Origin of the sequence: Thalassotalea atypica, assembly GCF_030295975.1 — a bacterium.
Lineage (GTDB): Bacteria > Pseudomonadota > Gammaproteobacteria > Enterobacterales > Alteromonadaceae > Thalassotalea_F > Thalassotalea_F atypica.
Genome location: NZ_AP027364.1, coordinates 230,390 through 246,182, shown reverse-complemented (window position 1 = coordinate 246,182; position 15,793 = coordinate 230,390). Strand labels below are relative to the sequence as shown.

The window sequence follows — 15,793 nt, the reverse complement described above, 5'->3', positions numbered from 1 at the left end:
AAAGGGAACTTATCAAGTTGAAACGCGCCACTATACTTTCTAGCATAGCTGCTAGTTTAGTCAGCTTGCCAGTTATTGCTGAGCCTACTGAAAAAATTACAGTAACAGGAACACATCTAAAAAATAATATTTCTCAAGCACAAACAACAGTATCTGCAACAGAAATTGCTCAGATAAACCCAAGCTCTGTCATTCAATTACTAAAAGCGATCCCGCATCTAAATGTGAACGAGAACGCCAATGGCGCAGGACAATCTTTTGTTTCTATACGCGGCGGGGAGTCAAACTTCACGTTGGTTATGATAGACAACATCGTTGTGAACGATCCCACAAATAGCCGTGGCGGTGGATTTGATTTCAACCAGTTAAACGTACAAGCTATAGACCGAATTGAAGTATACAGGGGAAGCGCTTCTTCAGTGTATGGGAGTGACTCTTTAAGCGGCGTTATCCACTTTATTACCAAAAAATCCTCTAGTGTTAATGCATTATCAGCAGCTATTGGACAAAATGGTTATCGTTCTACTGCCGCAACTTTTACACATCAATTTAACGATGTTGCCACAGGGTTACTTTCATTAAGCGATAATGAATACGATGAAGATCAACACGCTAAATATGACAACCAACAGTTATTAGGCAAACTAAATTTAGCTTTTGATAACCATGAACATCAGATATTTAGCAGCTACTCTAAAAAAGACTCCTCCTCTTTAGCTGAAGACAGTGGCGGCGAACTTTATGCCTCTCCTGCTAGCCCTGAACATAGAACAAACAAACAGTATTTGGCGAGCTTTCAGTCAACTTATAACTTAAGTCATGACAGTTTAAATGAAATAAAAACAGTTTTTTCATGGGCTAAGCATAAGGAAGACGCTAATCACCCTGGTATATTACCCACACTACCTTATGGCATACCTGCAAGCCAAGTCGCCAGTGAATACGAAGAGAAAACTATCGCTGCGCACTTAACTGGGCAATTTTCAGAAAACATAGAATGGGTTGCTGGGCTCAGCCGTGAGAATAAACAAGGTAAGAATGCTGGTTTCCTCGACTATGGATTTCAATTACCTGTAGACTATTCATTAGAGCAAACTGACTACAGTGCATTTGCTGAAGCATTAATAAAACTAGATAACGTTATATTTAATATAAGCGCCCGATTTGAAAACCCCGAGCAATTTGATAATGACTTGTCTACAGGTATATCAATGCAGTACCAAATAGCCGATACCACCTTAAGCGCTCGCTATAATGAAAGCTTTAAGTTACCAAGTTTCTTCGCTTTAGCTCATCCTCTGATAGGAAATCCGGACTTAAAACCTGAAGAAGCTTCTACCTATGAACTAGGTATTAACCAACAGGTTAATACGTTGCTTTCTATTGACCTAGTTTGGTTCAAAAATGACTTCACCAACCTAGTTGATTTCGATCCTGAAATATTTAAGTCTGTGAATCGTTCGTCAGTTGTCACAGAAGGCGCAGAATTTAGTTTAAATTACGCCACTAACGACTGGCTAAAGATGCAATTTGATATCGGCTATTTAGATCACGATATAAAAGACAGTGATAGTGAGTTGAGAAGACGCCCAAAGTGGCAAGCTGGTTTAAACGCTATTCTCACCTTTGATCAGGTTACAACTTCAATTATTTTAGATACACAAAGTGATGTGTATGACAGTTCGGTGCCAACGGGTGTAATGACACTGGGTGGTTATACCAACGTTGACATCAATACTACTTGGCAACTAACAGACAATATTGCCCTATCAGTAGCAGTAGATAATTTATTAGACAAAAAATATCAAGAGTCAGTAGGCTTTTACGGCGTTGAACGACAACTTCGTTTCGCCGCTAATTGGTCATTCTAAGAAAGGTTCGACAAGCGCATTTTATGCGCTTGTCTTTCTACATGTTAAAGACAAAATCTAAAGTGGCTTGCTCAACCTGCTGCTTCCAGTCTCTAGTTGAAAATGTATGATCAGACTCTGGCAATCGAGCAACTTTTACACTAGCTGATTTAATTTTTTTCCATGGTTTAGTTGAAAAAGCCTGCTGTTCAAATTCCTTAGCCGTTAAATCATTACCACTTAAAATCACTAAAATTTTGCCCTTGAACTGATTAAGTCCGAAAGCCATTAGTTGTTGATAGTGCGTTTTTTTATCTTCTTTTGTGCTTGCAACAGATTCAGCAGCAAAGTGTTTGACCTCTTTAACACTTGCTTTAACGTTAACACGGCCCGCAAAGAGCTTTTTCCAAAAGTCTTTAGAAAGTAGTCGCTGTAGGTAGTAAAACTTTATCATGGTTTTACCCATCGCCTGATCGCTTCGAAGCCAAGGGTTGAGCAACACTAACCCCGTTACTCGTTTATCTTGGTAACCATACATCAAGGCCGCTGATGCAGCATCACATAGCCCCCAAATAACAATATTTTTGAGCTGAGGCTGCTGATCCATAAAAGCATCAATTGCGTCTCGTATATCGGTATCCACATGTTCAAACTCTGCTTTCTCACCGCCTGAGTCGCCCATACCGGTATAATCAAACCGCATGGTAGTAACCCCATTGCTGGCTAACATACGTGCTAACTGAATGAATTGTCGGTGACTTCCCACTCGATATTGTGGTCCACCAACAACAATAAGCACGCCGGTATCTCGCGCTATATCTCCAGGATGAACAATTGAAAGTAACTCACTTCCCTGCGATGTAAATGTATGTGCAAACTCCATCATTGCGACTTTAACTCTTTTAAAGCAATTAACCCTTGTTGGTTTAGTTGCGGTAAATTAAAAACTTCTGGTACTTGCCAAAAAGCGGGAGTTTTAAGGGGTTGAGTGATAATATTTTTAACGTTTTCGGTGAGTCGTTTAGTAGCAGGTGTAATCGTTTCTGATGCCAATTCAAGCCAGTAAGTTGGTACCTGCCAATCCGACTCTTTGGTAATTGCGAGTTGCTCTATACCTTCAACCATTGCCTTAGTAAGTAAATAACCCGCTATTTCTGTACTGTTACCCGCTAGTATTTCGTTTCGCCAATTCACTTTTTGAGTAGCGTTTCCCATTAGCTGACTCGCTTGTTTGATACGAATGAGTTGGTTAATAAATAGCTTTCCATTGGTAACGGGCTTCCAGAGTATCTGGCCTGAAATAGGCAAAGACTGGTGTAACAACTCTTGATGAGCGACTAAAAACAAACCGCCCATTCTTACACCAAGTAAAACCAGCTTTTTATAACCTTGTTCCAGCAACCACTTCCCAGCAGCAATAATATCTTGCAGCCAATCATCAGCGGTATATTCTTCAAACTCACCTTCACTGTCCCCAGTACCTGTATAATCAAGAATAAAGCTATCTATCGAATTTTCAGCAAAAGACTGGCACTGCTTAGCTAATACGGCACGTGCTAAATTAAGTTCTTCTGTTATCGACGGTAAACACAGCACCGCTGTGCCACTTTTATTGTCCCCAAATTGGGTGATAAAAACTCGACCTTTACTTGATGCAATAAAATGCCCTTTTAGTGACATGATTATCCGATTTTTTCAGATACAAACGACAGCAAGCTGCCTAAGGTTTCAAACACCTCAGCACTAACTTCATCGTCTTCAATCATAATGCCGTAATTTTCTTCAACCAAGGTAAGCACAGTTACAATGGCCATTGAGTCAAACTCTGGCACCGCGCCCAAAATTTCGGTATCAGCATCCCAATCTGCTACTTCATCTAATTGCAAGCTTTCTTGTAGCAACTCTTTTAATTCAACTTCTAAAGACATTCATTTTTCCCTATAGTATTTCATTCACTACTTTTTAATTTTTTGTTTAATCCAAGACATTAATCGATACACATTCTGGCTTTTTGCCCATGTAATATGAAATAACTGACGTTCGTCGCATTTTAAACGACGATGCCAATCCATGACTTTACCAAAATACTCTATGTGCTTAATTGTACCTTGCTTTGACAAGGCTTTGTAAGCATCCATTTTTAATAATAATGAAGGTGAGTAGCGTGCAAAGGCCTCATCAAAGGTTGTTTTTAAAATAGTAATCGTTGACCCATGAACAACACATAAGTCAACAGCCACTAGCTGCTCATTAAACTGGTAACACCACACTTGCGCTTGGCCTTCTCTAGCAAAGGCCGTCAACATATTGGAATAAAATTGTCCTTGCTCGTTATTAATATTAACGGCCGTCCCCAATGAATTCTTCCAGCTTTTGCTTTCTATCTCGCCATACTTTTCGATAGCACCTACTATTGCTTTAGGATCGGTGACAACAACTAAGTTAGTCTCAATACCTTCTTTCTTTAATCGGTTTCGTGATTTATTAATATTCTGTCGAGTATTCTTACTAAAGCTTGAAAAATACTGATCAAAATCGTCAGGAATGGCTAGAGAGCCTGTTGATATATAATGTAAGTAGTCTAGTTGTTCATCGCTCTGCTTGTATTGTGCACTATCTAGCTGAGTCAAATCTAGTAACCACACAGGTCCTGGTAGTTGTTCTACTATTTCATCTATTAGTTCTCTATCAATATTTTTGTTATCTGCAATACAAACCCCAAGAGGTCCTTGGGACGGTTGAAATACCCCCCAGCGTTTAGCAGACTTCTGCTCAAAAATGCCAGAAAAAGAAAGCTCATTCCCTTGGTACTTACTCAATATGATCAAACTGTCATCGGCGAAAACATCAATTAATGATTGTACAAACATGGCCGTAAGAACACCTTGCTTACTATTTCTAGCGTTTAGTTCATCCCAAGCATCAGATATCTGAGAAAACTCAGTCACTGGCGATATTTGCCACCTATTTGATTTCATAAATTACTTCTTATTAATGATTTGAACAATGAAACTTAGCTGTTCTTTAGTTAAATCTTGATGACAAGGCACTTGAATTAACCGCTCTCGATAGCTTTCAGTAATGGCATTTTCAGTCACGCAATATTCTTCCCAGCGTAGTATTTGTATGCCTGCTTCCCTTACCTTATTAAAATCGCGGCGATCATGAAGCAAGAAAGGAAAAACATAAGGCACCGTTCTTTCATTGAGCTCGTAAAGCGGCGTTCCTACGGTAGAATTTAGCAGCTGTCCGTATAGGTAGTGGTAGTTTTTTCTACGCTTATAGGCAATACGGCTATAGCTTTCAAATTTTAGTTGTAAGCGCGTCGCATAAAAGCATTTTACCAACATGTCTTGCTCATTAAAGTAGCGATAAGTTGGTGCAGCTACATCGCCTTTATCAGGAGCTACAGGAACATTATGACGGTCTTTTCCAAACGTGCGCTTAAACACTGTTGACAGCCAACTAACACTATCAAACCTGCCCAGTATTTCCTTTACCTCACTGACAAGGCCGGTGCTGCCAAGCTGGCGAATAGTTTGCTGCGTTTTAATGCTCGACGTATTTAACATGCCGCCATCAAAACAACTAAAAAATTTATTTAAGCTACAAAAACTGGCATCAGAAGACACAGACCCGCTGGTTAATTTAGGCGAGAAAAACGCATGTGCACAATCTTCGATCACTTTCAGCTCATGAGCTTTGGCTTGTACCAGTGCGTTTTTAGTGTTGGTATCAAAACCAAAAAATTTAACCAATAAAATGGCATCAACTTTTGCACTCAACATGGACGCCAATTCAGTTAAATTAACGGATAAATCATCATTTAAAGGATAAAACTGAATGTTTACTTTTGCCCATAAAAAAGGTTCAACCATCGCCGGACAATGATAAACAGGCAGTAAAACGGTACTGTTTTCATCTAAGTCCAACTCTTTAATAATATAGGCTAACGCTGAGCGTCCATTTTTGGTATATAAGCCCGATTTTCGGTATTGTGACTGCTGATAAAATTTCTGTTTTCCTATCGCTATTTTATGGCGTTCTGGCGTTGCACTCACCCTTGGCACAGGAAAGTCATCAGCATTAGCTAAAGGCGGCTCAAATTGAATATTGGTGGTACTTTTCATTACATCAGTCCCAATTGATTCAGCCTTAGCCTAAGGTGAAACTTCAGCTCACTATTATCCCACGGCGTAAACCGCTTTAATTGGTACAAATCACTCTGTGCATTTGATATTCCCCAATGTGTAGATACCGCACTAGCAAATCCGGCTTCTTTAACCAAACCGACGGTATCAACCGAGTAATCATCATTCAATTTGCCATTTGGGTAAGCAAAGTGATTTATCGGCGTACCTAAGTTATGTTCAAGCAGCGCTTTTGACTGTATCAGCTGTTCATTCTGAAATGCATGAGAAAGGGTTTTTAGAATTGGATGATCATGAGTGTGCGCGCCAATTTCAATCCCTTTTTGTTGAAGTGTTTTCACTTCAGATAACGTCATCATATGGGCTGGATATTCTGTGGCGTTATTATCACGATAAATTTCATCTACCTTCGCTAATCGGTCATCAAAATGTAGGTACTTTAATTTCATGATCAACTGATGCGCGAGCGTAATACGATGACTAACAGAATCAACACTCACTTTACCCAAACCGACGCTGGATAAATTAAACGTGCAATAGTGCTCATCACCAATTAAATCTAAAAGGCGATCATTAAACATGTTGGTGCCACCGGAAAAGCCAGTAGCTACATAAACCGTAGCGGGAATGTCGTATTTCGCCAAAATTGGTTGAGCAACTGTTAAGTTATTTAAGTAGCCGTCATCAAAGGTTACACATACACCATTACACGGTAACGAATCATTCGCTAGGGCGGCTATAGCTTCGGTTAAAGAAAGTGGCGTAAAGTAACGACTTAAAAGACGCATTTGCCAATCAAATTCTACTGCCGTAGGTTCACTTGGACGCATAATATTGCGTTGTTCAAACACTTGATGGTAAATCAATATATTGAGACGCTTTCGTCCAAATACTTGCCCAGCGAGGCGTAAAGCACTATGAAAAACTGACATCTTAACAACGTTCCTTTGCTACACTAAACTGCATTGACAACTAATCCTCATTGCCCTGTAGCCACAACTCAAGTACAACCATAATCCAAATAAGTTCGCCGTAGTAGCCAGTGTGCACGCTTTGATGAGCAGCAAGCGCTTTATTAATTAGACTTTCAGACACAATATTTCGTACTTTGAATTGTTCTAAAGCATCCATCGCAATTTTTTCTAACTTTTTATTTTCTTTTAACCAAACACCAAACGGTAAACCAAAGCCATGTTTGCTTTTATCTAACGTTTCATCAGCTAAAAAGCCTCGACATGCTTTCTTATAAAAATCACGTAATTTATAACCGGGTAACTTAACGTCTGCAGGCACTTTGCAACTAAAATCAACGAGTCGCTTACTTAGCAGCGGGTACTCCACGTTAACGCCAGCGAGTTCACACATGCGATTAACTTTGACAAGGTCGTTATCTGCAAGGGTAAACTTCCAATCCAAATACAGCATATTGTCTACCGGATGTTCACCTTTTGACTCAGCATAACGTTGCTCAAGTTGCTTAATAGGTATGTCGGTATCAACCTTGGCTAAGAATTCTGGCGTAAACATCTCAGTTAAACCCACAATATTAATAAAGTTATAGCTTTGCAGGCGAGCAGGTAATTTCACTTCAGCTTGGCGCACATAACTTGCCGCTTTGCTTATACCTGGAATTTTTGCCATCAGGTTATTATTCAAACCAACATTTAAAAAGCCACGTATGGGTCTTGGTAACTTATAGAACAACTCAAACTGCTTTTGTTTAGCGTATCGCTCATTTCCTGCAAATAACTCATCGCCGCCATCGCCCGCTAGTAACGTATCTACACCATGTTCTTTAGCAAATTTTGCACAAAAATAGGCTGCCATAGACGACGAATTACCAAACGGCTCATCAAAGTACTGAGCAACAGTTACAAACTCCTCAGCGGCTTGTTCTGACTTTAGGTACAGCACCTTGTGTTGGGTGCCAAAATGCTTAGCCGTTATTTTGGCGTATTCTGTTTCATCATAGCCTTTGGCTTCAAAACCAATAGAAAAAGTTTTTGCCGGAGTTTTATGTTTAGCCAGCATGCCTGATACAGTTGAACTGTCTAACCCACCGCTTAAAAACGCGCCACAGTTTTCAGTCATCGCAGCAGCGACTGAATGGTCAATTTCTGTTAAACATTCTTGATATAACGCTTCTGGGTTTTCACATTTTGTAGCAAACTTCGGCGCATATAACACTTGTTCTGTTTTACTAAGTTGGCGATCAAATATAACCGCTTTACCCGGTTCTAATTTAAAAACGTTATTGTAAATTGTGGTAGGTGACGGAATGCAGTGAAAGTACATGTAATTAAAAATGGCTTGTTCTGATATTTTTAATGCATGTTTTTTCTCTTTATGAATCAAAGGTAACGAATCACTAATGATTAATGAATTATCAGTTTGATAATAAAAACAATTATTACAACCTATATGATCATTAAATAAAGTTACTTTACCGGCATTATAATCTAGCAATACAAATGAAAATGCACGGCTTAATGTCTGATAGATAATATTTAGCGATTCGTTTTTGCTATCCAGTTGTTCAAGTAATTCAATTAAATAATCATCAGAAAGCACTTTCGCATATGAGAAAAGGCCTAAATGCTCATATTCAACATACGATGATGAACGCTTCGCCATTATTTGAATTGAAGAGTCCCCAACATTAAAGCTTCTTGAATAGGGGTCACTTACAATATTAATATCGTTACTATTTTCAGAAAACATTTATTAATCTACTATCTTCCTTGGTAAATATATTGTTAAATAAACAAGCAAATTGCGCAATGGAAATATCAATAAACCTAAGCTTTTAATTCCTTAACCTATTCAAGCACAAGATAATCAAAATATGGAAAGACTAAAATGGATGTTACACAAGTTACTTTTAAAAGCACTCAATAATTCAACCCAGTCAGTTAGTATTCATGGTCAAATAAATGAAGATCTCTCACCTACCCTGTACCAATGGGTATTCTGCTCTACCATAGGCGAATTGAATGCATGTAAATCCTTAATAACAAAAATTGAAGAGCAAGGTCAATTAGTCCTTTTAACCGACAGGGCCTGCTACATTGAAACTTACCAACAAGCATTTCCAAGCGCGGTAGTTGTTTGCTTATACGGCCACTATAGTGAAGCAAAACAACTTATAAAAAAAATTCCACCTAAAAACTTTTATCTCTGTGAAATTCCTTGCTTACCTAATGACGCTCCTTGTCGACTCTCATATCAATTGTTACGCACAGCAAAGCAAAGCGGAGCTAAATTGTATGCCGTAAATGCTTGGTTGTATGAATATGAGCCATCCTGTAGGCAAGATCTGATAGAGCGAACATTTTTTACCAAAGATTATGTTCAGTTATTTGATTTACTTTTAGTGCAAACGGAGGAAGTTGCGAAGAAGCTTATAAATAAAGGAGCCAATGAAAAACGCGTTCATGTCACAGGTAATATGAAATTTGATGCACTTAAAGATAGCTCATTAGCCGATATAAAACCGAAGACAAAGGAAGTCATAAAACATTTTAGTAAAATTGATAATAAAGTATTTGTTGCCGGCAACCTTAGTGGCGAAAATGAATACCGATTAACTATCGAAGCGTTTCTGTTAATGAAAGAACAACTGCCAACAGTCAAATTAATCTTGGCGCCTAGACACCCTGAGAAAAAAGAACAAGTTGACAAAGTGAATGAGATTTTGTCTCAACACAAACTCACTTTTGAACAAATGTCACACATTATTGTACAACCAAACATTAACAAAGATGTACTGATTTTAGATACCTTTGGCGATCTTAAACCCTGTTATTCTGTTGCAGATGTTACTTATGTCGGTAAGAATCATAATGTATTAGAACCACTTGCTTTTAAAAAGCCAGTGTTAGTACTACCTGACTGGAATACTAAATATCCTAGCTATCCAACCTATGAAATTGCCAGCTCAAACAACCTACTTATGTATGCAAAATCAGTTAAAGAGCTAGCTGATTCAGTGCTAGATATTGTTACTTCACAGAAAAGTATTGAGTTTCAGAATAATCTAATAGCACTTACAAATAAGGAATCAGTCACAAAGGCAAATATAAAGCTGATTAGTGATATTCACTAAGTACTAATGATGATTGGGTTCCAAATGAAGCTTAAAGCAGCATGGAGAGAGAAATACAATTTGTCACAGGAAACATTTAAATGAAGCTTTTAATTATTACAGATAATCGATTTTGGCGCCAAAGCTTAGGCTCTCACCAACGCATTTTTAAATTAATTTCATACCTCAAGCAATTTGCTGAGGTTACTATTTACTATATCGGAAAACCGACAGTAGAAGATAAGCTACTTATCAAGCAACTTTCCCTGACAATAATAATTTCCGCTGATTTAACTAAACATACATTTTCTATCTCAGATCTGTTTAACTTTTTGCTATCTCGTATGAAATTGGCAGTAAAAAAAATTAAAAAAAATATTTTTACTGGTGGCAATGAGTTTCAGCCTGAATTAGAGCATTATGTAAAATATGACGAGATGGGGAAATTAAGAGCGTTTTTAATCAACAAATACTTCGATGCCACTATAATTGAATACATAAGGATGAGTTATTTATTGCATATCACCAAAGAAAAATCACTAAAGAACCTAATCGATACACACGATATCAGTTATTTGCGCAATCTAGTTTTTAGTCAAAATAGTGCTCAAGACGACCTTAAAATAGCTAAAAGACAAGAGTTGAAAATAGTTAATCAATTTGACGCCACTATTGCGATTCAAAAAGAAGACAAAGCGACTTACCTTCACGAAGGCGTAAACAAAGTAATTTACGCTCCTCACGCAGTCGATTTTGTTAAATTGAATGCTGATTCAAACAAAACACTTCGCCTTGGTTTTTTAGGCTCATCTATGTCTTCAAATGTTGATGGCATAAATTGGTTTTTACACGAAATTTTCCCCTTAGTGGAAGACCAAGATATTGAAGTATATATTGCCGGCTCTGTATGCAAGCAAGTTGAATCAAATCACCCCAAAGTTATAATATTAGGCTTTGTTGACAACTTAACAGACTACTATCAATCTATTGATATCAGCATAAATCCTATTAGATTCGGCAGCGGTTTAAAGATCAAGAGTGTTGAGTCTATTTGCCATAATCGACCCATAATTTCCACTGACTTTGGCATTGAGGGCATGCCAACCGAAGAAGAAGATATACCTTTTATTATCGCTAATCATACCGACGAATGGGTAGCAACATTACATAAATGCTTAGCTATTGAAACAAGAAAGCTGCTGGTCAGTTACTGTTACAAATATGCAACGCGGTTTTATTCTACGGACGCAAGTTATATCGAACTTAATAACTTTTTATACGAGCCTTAATGTACATATGTAACCAAAGCAACGGAAGATAAAAGTTAGTTCTGTGAATTAATAGCCTCAACTAACATTTGTTCAAACATATTAGCCTGTTCACCGCGTGAATATTTGGTCGCAGTATTCTTGTTAAATTGCTCTTCTTTAGTTTCAACACATAAAGTATTAACAAATTTTTCAATAGAACTAATGATATCCTGTTTGTCTGTTAATGAAGATATCTGGCATTGAACACCGCTATGCTGAACTAATTGAGCTGTATCACCTTCTTTGGGGGTTAATGCTAAAATAGGATTGTTTACGCGAATGTACTCATAAGCCTTAGCAGGTATCTGATAATTGCAACCCTCAGATTGCATCAATAACAAGCCATCTACAGTGAACATTTCCTTAAGCGCTTCTTTATATTCTATGGGGGGTAAGAGCTTAACTATGTCTTCTATCTCCAACTTTTCTAGCATAGGGCGATATAATTCATCATGCCCTGTAGCACGCAATCTAATTTCCAAGCTGTTGGCCGAGATGACACCGTCACGCTTTAACTGACCGAATGCTTGAAAGAGTGCCGTTGGGTCTCGCTCATGTGGGTATATCACACCACTATGAAGAATAGCTTTCTTTTCGTCAGTTTCAGGCGTTGCAGGCTCTAACTCATTCGCTATTTCATCAAAAATGACTTCATCATAGCCATTGGGAATCACTTGCCAAAAAGTTTCATCTACGTTTGGAAATTTATCTTGATAAAATGTCTTTGCCCCCGGAGCTGTCAAAATTGCTTTGCTAGCATGCTTGACAATTTTTCGTTCAATCCAATTGAATAAAAAAAACTTCTTTTTGTCTGCCGGATAACCGGGCTGTGCCATAGGGTCTCTTAAATCCGCTACCCAAGGTATACCCGATATTTTATGTAATATGTAGCCAATAAAATGCGCTGACGCAATTGGGTAGGTTGATACAATCACCGATGGTTTATTTCTTCTTATATCCTTTAAACCGCTTAACACCCCACCTATAATCCAAGACTGTAAATTGTCGGGTAATGCCATCCACGCTAAATACTTACCTTTAACTGAAAGATGCTTCGCCGTATCTCTGGCAAATGCTCTAATCACTTTAGCCTTTTCTGGTATAAAGTTAAGTTGGTCTGGCGACCATTTTTGATACGCGACTAAATCAACTGTTAATACGGTTACTTGCCAATCGTTTTCACTTAAATATCGTGTAAAAGCTAATGTACGATGCACACCACTACTCCCTAGAATAGGTGGGTAATGATAAGCTACATAAAGCACTGATTTCGTATTCAAAAGATTGGTTCCCTTAACTTCCAATTAACACACTATTAATGTTAATCTATTTATCTATTCGAATTAAACAAGTTTCTGTTTAATAAAGGCAAGGAAATTTGAGATAAACAAAATAAGGAAATGGAAGAATGGACCGACATAGTATCCTAGCCAATGCGACTAGTTCAGAAATAGTTTTAACACCATATCCACACATAGTTATCAAAAACGCCTTAGATCCAGAAATTTTTAATAGATTGTCTGCTGAATTTCCCGACGTTGAAACCGTATTAGATGGTAAACAAAAAAAAGATACTTGGTACGATTATCCTGCGTGTAAAGCTCTTCAAGATGATTCAATTAGTGAGCAATGGAAGGCCTTTTTGAGCTATCATACATCAAATGAATTTTTTCAAGATTTAGTCACAATATTTGGTGACGCAATTAATAAGTTACACCCAAATATTACAAAACAATTAGGTAAGTCGCTCTCAGAGTTTTCAACTTCAATGCGTCAAACTGGAGCCGCAAATAATCCAGAAAACTACGAAAGTGACATTTCATTAGAATGCCAATTCTACGTCAATTTTACAGAACAACCACGTGAGGTTAGAGGACCACACGTAGATCGACCTTCCGAGCTCTTTGCTGCATTATTATACTTTAGAGATGAAGAAGACGACTCATCAGGGAGTGACTTAGCAGTATGCGAGATTACGGATCCAATGGTAATCCCTAGCAAAGGGCGGATACATGCTGACCATTTACCTATGGAACTTGAACAAAACAAAGTCACCATCTCAAATGAAGTAAAGTACGAAGCCAACACTTTGGTATTATTTATCAATTCAGAACGTTCTGTGCACGCTGTTACACCTAGAACTGCGACACCAATTCCTCGCAAGCATATTAACTTCACTGGTGATTTATTTAACTTAGAAAGTGGCTTATTCAAAGTGGAGCTAAGCAAACGCAAAAGACTCAAGAGATGGTTAGAATCAAAACCTGTAATTTGGCGTGCAGCCAAACTTATTGAAGATTAAAAGAACTAATAAAATGAAAACAACTTATTACGCTTTATTGGCAATTAGCATATTTACAGTTTTATTTAGTCCTAATGCCACAGCATTTAGAGATAACGAGACTTGTGGTATTATTTCTGGCGCCCCGCTAACTAACTCATATGGACCATTCGACTTCAGAAACCCAAACAACAAAGACAACGTACATTTAGTGCTAGGTGCTCATTTTAAGAAAAATATAGAAAGGCTAGAAAGTAGCAAAAGCGGAAAAGGTACAGCGCACGGCGATTTAGACTATACACTACGAGCGCTGCCAAATCATCATAGAGCTTTGTACGCGGTTTCAACATTAGAAAGAAGAGATTTAAAGCAATTACAACCCGGCGAAACCCTTAGACGTACTAATATGTATACCGCAGCGTGTTATTTCAAACGAGCTATTTACTTTCGCCCCAAAGACCCTATTCCTTATATGCTCTATGGTATACATTTAAAGTACCTTAATAACCTATCTTTAGCTGAAAATTATTACCTTCAAGCATATGAATTAGATCCCAAAAACCCTGAAATTCAATACAACCTTGGGCTACTTTATGTAGAGATTGGAGACCTTAAACAAGCAAAGCATTTTGCAAAGTTAGCCTATGATAATGGCTATCCCCTCCTAGGGTTAAAACACAAAATAGAGAAAAAAGAAACTGAGCAATCCAAATGATCCGCAAGGCTCTAGCATATTCGTTTGCCTCTAAATATATAACCTTAATAATACAAATAGCTTCAACGCTGATTCTAGCGCGCATACTAACACCAGAGCATATCGGGTTATTTACCGTTGCGGCGGCGATTACAGGCATTGCGCAAATGTTTCGAGATTTTGGCATCTCAGAATACATCATCAAAGAAAAGGATAGCTCATACGCGACTCTTTCTTCTGCGTTTACAGCATCAGTTTTAATTGCTTGGCCTATTGCACTGTTAATAATGGCTTTAACTCCTATAGTTGGGGATTTCTATGGCCATAAGGATATTGGCTGGCTTATCTTGATATTGTCTTTCAACATGTTTTTGTCTCCATTTGGCTCCATTGCAATGGCAGTCATGCGCAAAACCATGAATTACAGGCCAGTATCTATTGCGAATGTTGCCAATACCTTGGTAAATGCCATAGCATCTTTAGCATTTGCCTATTACGATTTTGGAGCATTTAGTCTTGCTTTTGCATCAGTACTCGGTACCATTACAACAGTAGCAGTAATAACCTTTTACAAGGATGAAGAAACTCAATTTGGCTTTCAATTAAAAGGAGTTAAGCAAGTATTTTCGTTTGGTAAAAATGTTGGTGGCAGTAACATTATTAGCTATATAGCTAATAATGTACTTGAAATACTAATTGCTAAAGCATCGTCTGTTGCAACACTCGGTTTATACAGTCGAGCTCGTTCTACTATTACACTTTTTGAAACCGGTGTGATTAGCGCTATTAAGCCATTAATCTCTCCATACTTTGCTATGGAAAAAGGACACAAAGCGCTGAAAGCTGCTTACCTCACTTGTACGAAAGTCATACTCTATTTATCTATCCCATTCACAATAATTGTTGTATCACTAGACAAAACAATGTTGTATATATTGTTTGGTGAACAGTGGTTAGGCGCAGCTAAGTACTTATCGCTTCTTACTGGGCTCTATTTTATTTTAACGATCACACTTTTTTATGAACAAGTACTAACGGTAACAAGTAATGATAAGCTATATATGAAGTTTAAAGTGACATTTAGCCTGCTACGTGTAGGGGTAGGTAGCTTGATTTTCATATTTCCTCTAGAACATGTGTTATTGGCTTTTTATTTCGGTGCTTTTTTAAGACTACTTTGGGTCATTTTATCATTACGAAAGCTAATTGAGTTATCCATACGAGAATATTTGAAAGCATTGAGTCAGCCACTGATTGCTGGCACTGGTGTCTTGTTTTTTGTATTGCTGTACAAATTTCAACAGCTGTCATTATTTGAATGGCAACTATTCGTTTACTTAGGCTTAGCAGCTACTTTCTGGGTAACATCTATTTTTATCTTAGATAAACCATTATTGCTGAAATTATTGGGAAAAACATAGGT

The 15,793-nt window shown here is 37.8% G+C and carries 14 protein-coding genes; 6 read left to right on the top strand and 8 right to left on the bottom strand.

The window, feature by feature from the left end; translation table 11 throughout:
• The first annotated feature begins 17 nt into the window (after positions 1-17).
• Positions 18-1,871 carry a TonB-dependent receptor plug domain-containing protein gene (locus QUE03_RS01085; protein WP_286264234.1) on the top strand — a complete coding sequence of 618 codons (1,854 nt, stop codon included), beginning with the start codon at positions 18-20 and terminating at the stop codon, positions 1,869-1,871.
• 37 nt (positions 1,872-1,908) lie between these two features.
• Here QUE03_RS01085 and QUE03_RS01080 read toward each other — a convergent pair whose 3' ends face one another.
• From QUE03_RS01080 to QUE03_RS01050, 7 genes are read right to left on the bottom strand one after another with little or no spacing between them, the layout of a single operon-like run.
• Positions 1,909-2,736: a hydrolase 1, exosortase A system-associated gene (locus QUE03_RS01080; RefSeq protein ID WP_286264232.1), complete on the bottom strand. Its 828-nt coding sequence runs from the start codon at positions 2,734-2,736 to the stop codon at positions 1,909-1,911.
• Positions 2,733-3,530, bottom strand: a complete 798-nt coding sequence (locus QUE03_RS01075; RefSeq protein ID WP_286264231.1) for a serine aminopeptidase domain-containing protein — start codon at positions 3,528-3,530, stop codon at positions 2,733-2,735. The genes QUE03_RS01080 and QUE03_RS01075 overlap by 4 nt, the downstream gene beginning before the upstream one ends.
• 2 nt (positions 3,531-3,532) lie before the next feature.
• A complete protein-coding gene (locus QUE03_RS01070; RefSeq protein ID WP_286264229.1) occupies positions 3,533-3,778 on the bottom strand; it encodes an acyl carrier protein in 246 nt (81 codons plus the stop codon).
• Between the two features lie 27 nt (positions 3,779-3,805).
• Positions 3,806-4,828 carry a GNAT family N-acetyltransferase gene (locus tag QUE03_RS01065; RefSeq protein ID WP_286264227.1) on the bottom strand — a complete coding sequence of 341 codons (1,023 nt, stop codon included), beginning with the start codon at positions 4,826-4,828 and terminating at the stop codon, positions 3,806-3,808.
• Between the two features lie 3 nt (positions 4,829-4,831).
• A complete protein-coding gene (locus tag QUE03_RS01060; RefSeq protein WP_286264225.1) occupies positions 4,832-5,980 on the bottom strand; it encodes a DegT/DnrJ/EryC1/StrS family aminotransferase in 1,149 nt (382 codons plus the stop codon).
• Positions 5,980-6,933 (bottom strand): polysaccharide deacetylase family protein, encoded by a 954-nt coding sequence (locus tag QUE03_RS01055; RefSeq protein ID WP_286264224.1) that lies wholly within the window; start codon positions 6,931-6,933, stop codon positions 5,980-5,982. The genes QUE03_RS01060 and QUE03_RS01055 overlap by 1 nt, the downstream gene beginning before the upstream one ends.
• Positions 6,934-6,973: 40 nt before the next feature.
• Positions 6,974-8,722, bottom strand: a complete 1,749-nt coding sequence (locus tag QUE03_RS01050) for an asparagine synthetase B family protein (protein ID WP_286264222.1) — start codon at positions 8,720-8,722, stop codon at positions 6,974-6,976.
• 124 nt (positions 8,723-8,846) lie between these two features.
• Here QUE03_RS01050 and QUE03_RS01045 point away from each other — a divergent pair, with 124 nt between their 5' ends.
• Positions 8,847-10,106: a 3-deoxy-D-manno-octulosonic acid transferase gene (locus tag QUE03_RS01045; protein WP_286264220.1), complete on the top strand. Its 1,260-nt coding sequence runs from the start codon at positions 8,847-8,849 to the stop codon at positions 10,104-10,106.
• Between the two features lie 80 nt (positions 10,107-10,186).
• On the top strand, positions 10,187-11,374 hold the full coding sequence (locus QUE03_RS01040) for a glycosyltransferase (RefSeq protein WP_286264218.1): 1,188 nt from the start codon (positions 10,187-10,189) through the stop codon (positions 11,372-11,374).
• 35 nt (positions 11,375-11,409) lie between these two features.
• Here the strand turns inward: QUE03_RS01040 and QUE03_RS01035 are convergent, their stop codons facing one another.
• Complete coding sequence (locus QUE03_RS01035; protein WP_286264217.1) at positions 11,410-12,675, bottom strand: glycosyltransferase; 1,266 nt, start codon at positions 12,673-12,675, stop codon at positions 11,410-11,412.
• A 128-nt stretch (positions 12,676-12,803) separates the two neighbouring features.
• Here QUE03_RS01035 and QUE03_RS01030 point away from each other — a divergent pair, with 128 nt between their 5' ends.
• From QUE03_RS01030 to QUE03_RS01020, 3 genes are read left to right on the top strand one after another with little or no spacing between them, the layout of a single operon-like run.
• A complete protein-coding gene (locus tag QUE03_RS01030) occupies positions 12,804-13,697 on the top strand; it encodes a hypothetical protein (RefSeq protein WP_286264215.1) in 894 nt (297 codons plus the stop codon).
• 13 nt (positions 13,698-13,710) lie between these two features.
• Positions 13,711-14,391, top strand: a complete 681-nt coding sequence (locus QUE03_RS01025) for a tetratricopeptide repeat protein (RefSeq protein WP_286264214.1) — start codon at positions 13,711-13,713, stop codon at positions 14,389-14,391.
• Positions 14,388-15,791 (top strand): oligosaccharide flippase family protein, encoded by a 1,404-nt coding sequence (locus QUE03_RS01020; RefSeq protein ID WP_286264211.1) that lies wholly within the window; start codon positions 14,388-14,390, stop codon positions 15,789-15,791. Before QUE03_RS01025 ends, QUE03_RS01020 begins: the two co-directional genes overlap by 4 nt.
• Positions 15,792-15,793 lie beyond the last annotated feature (2 nt).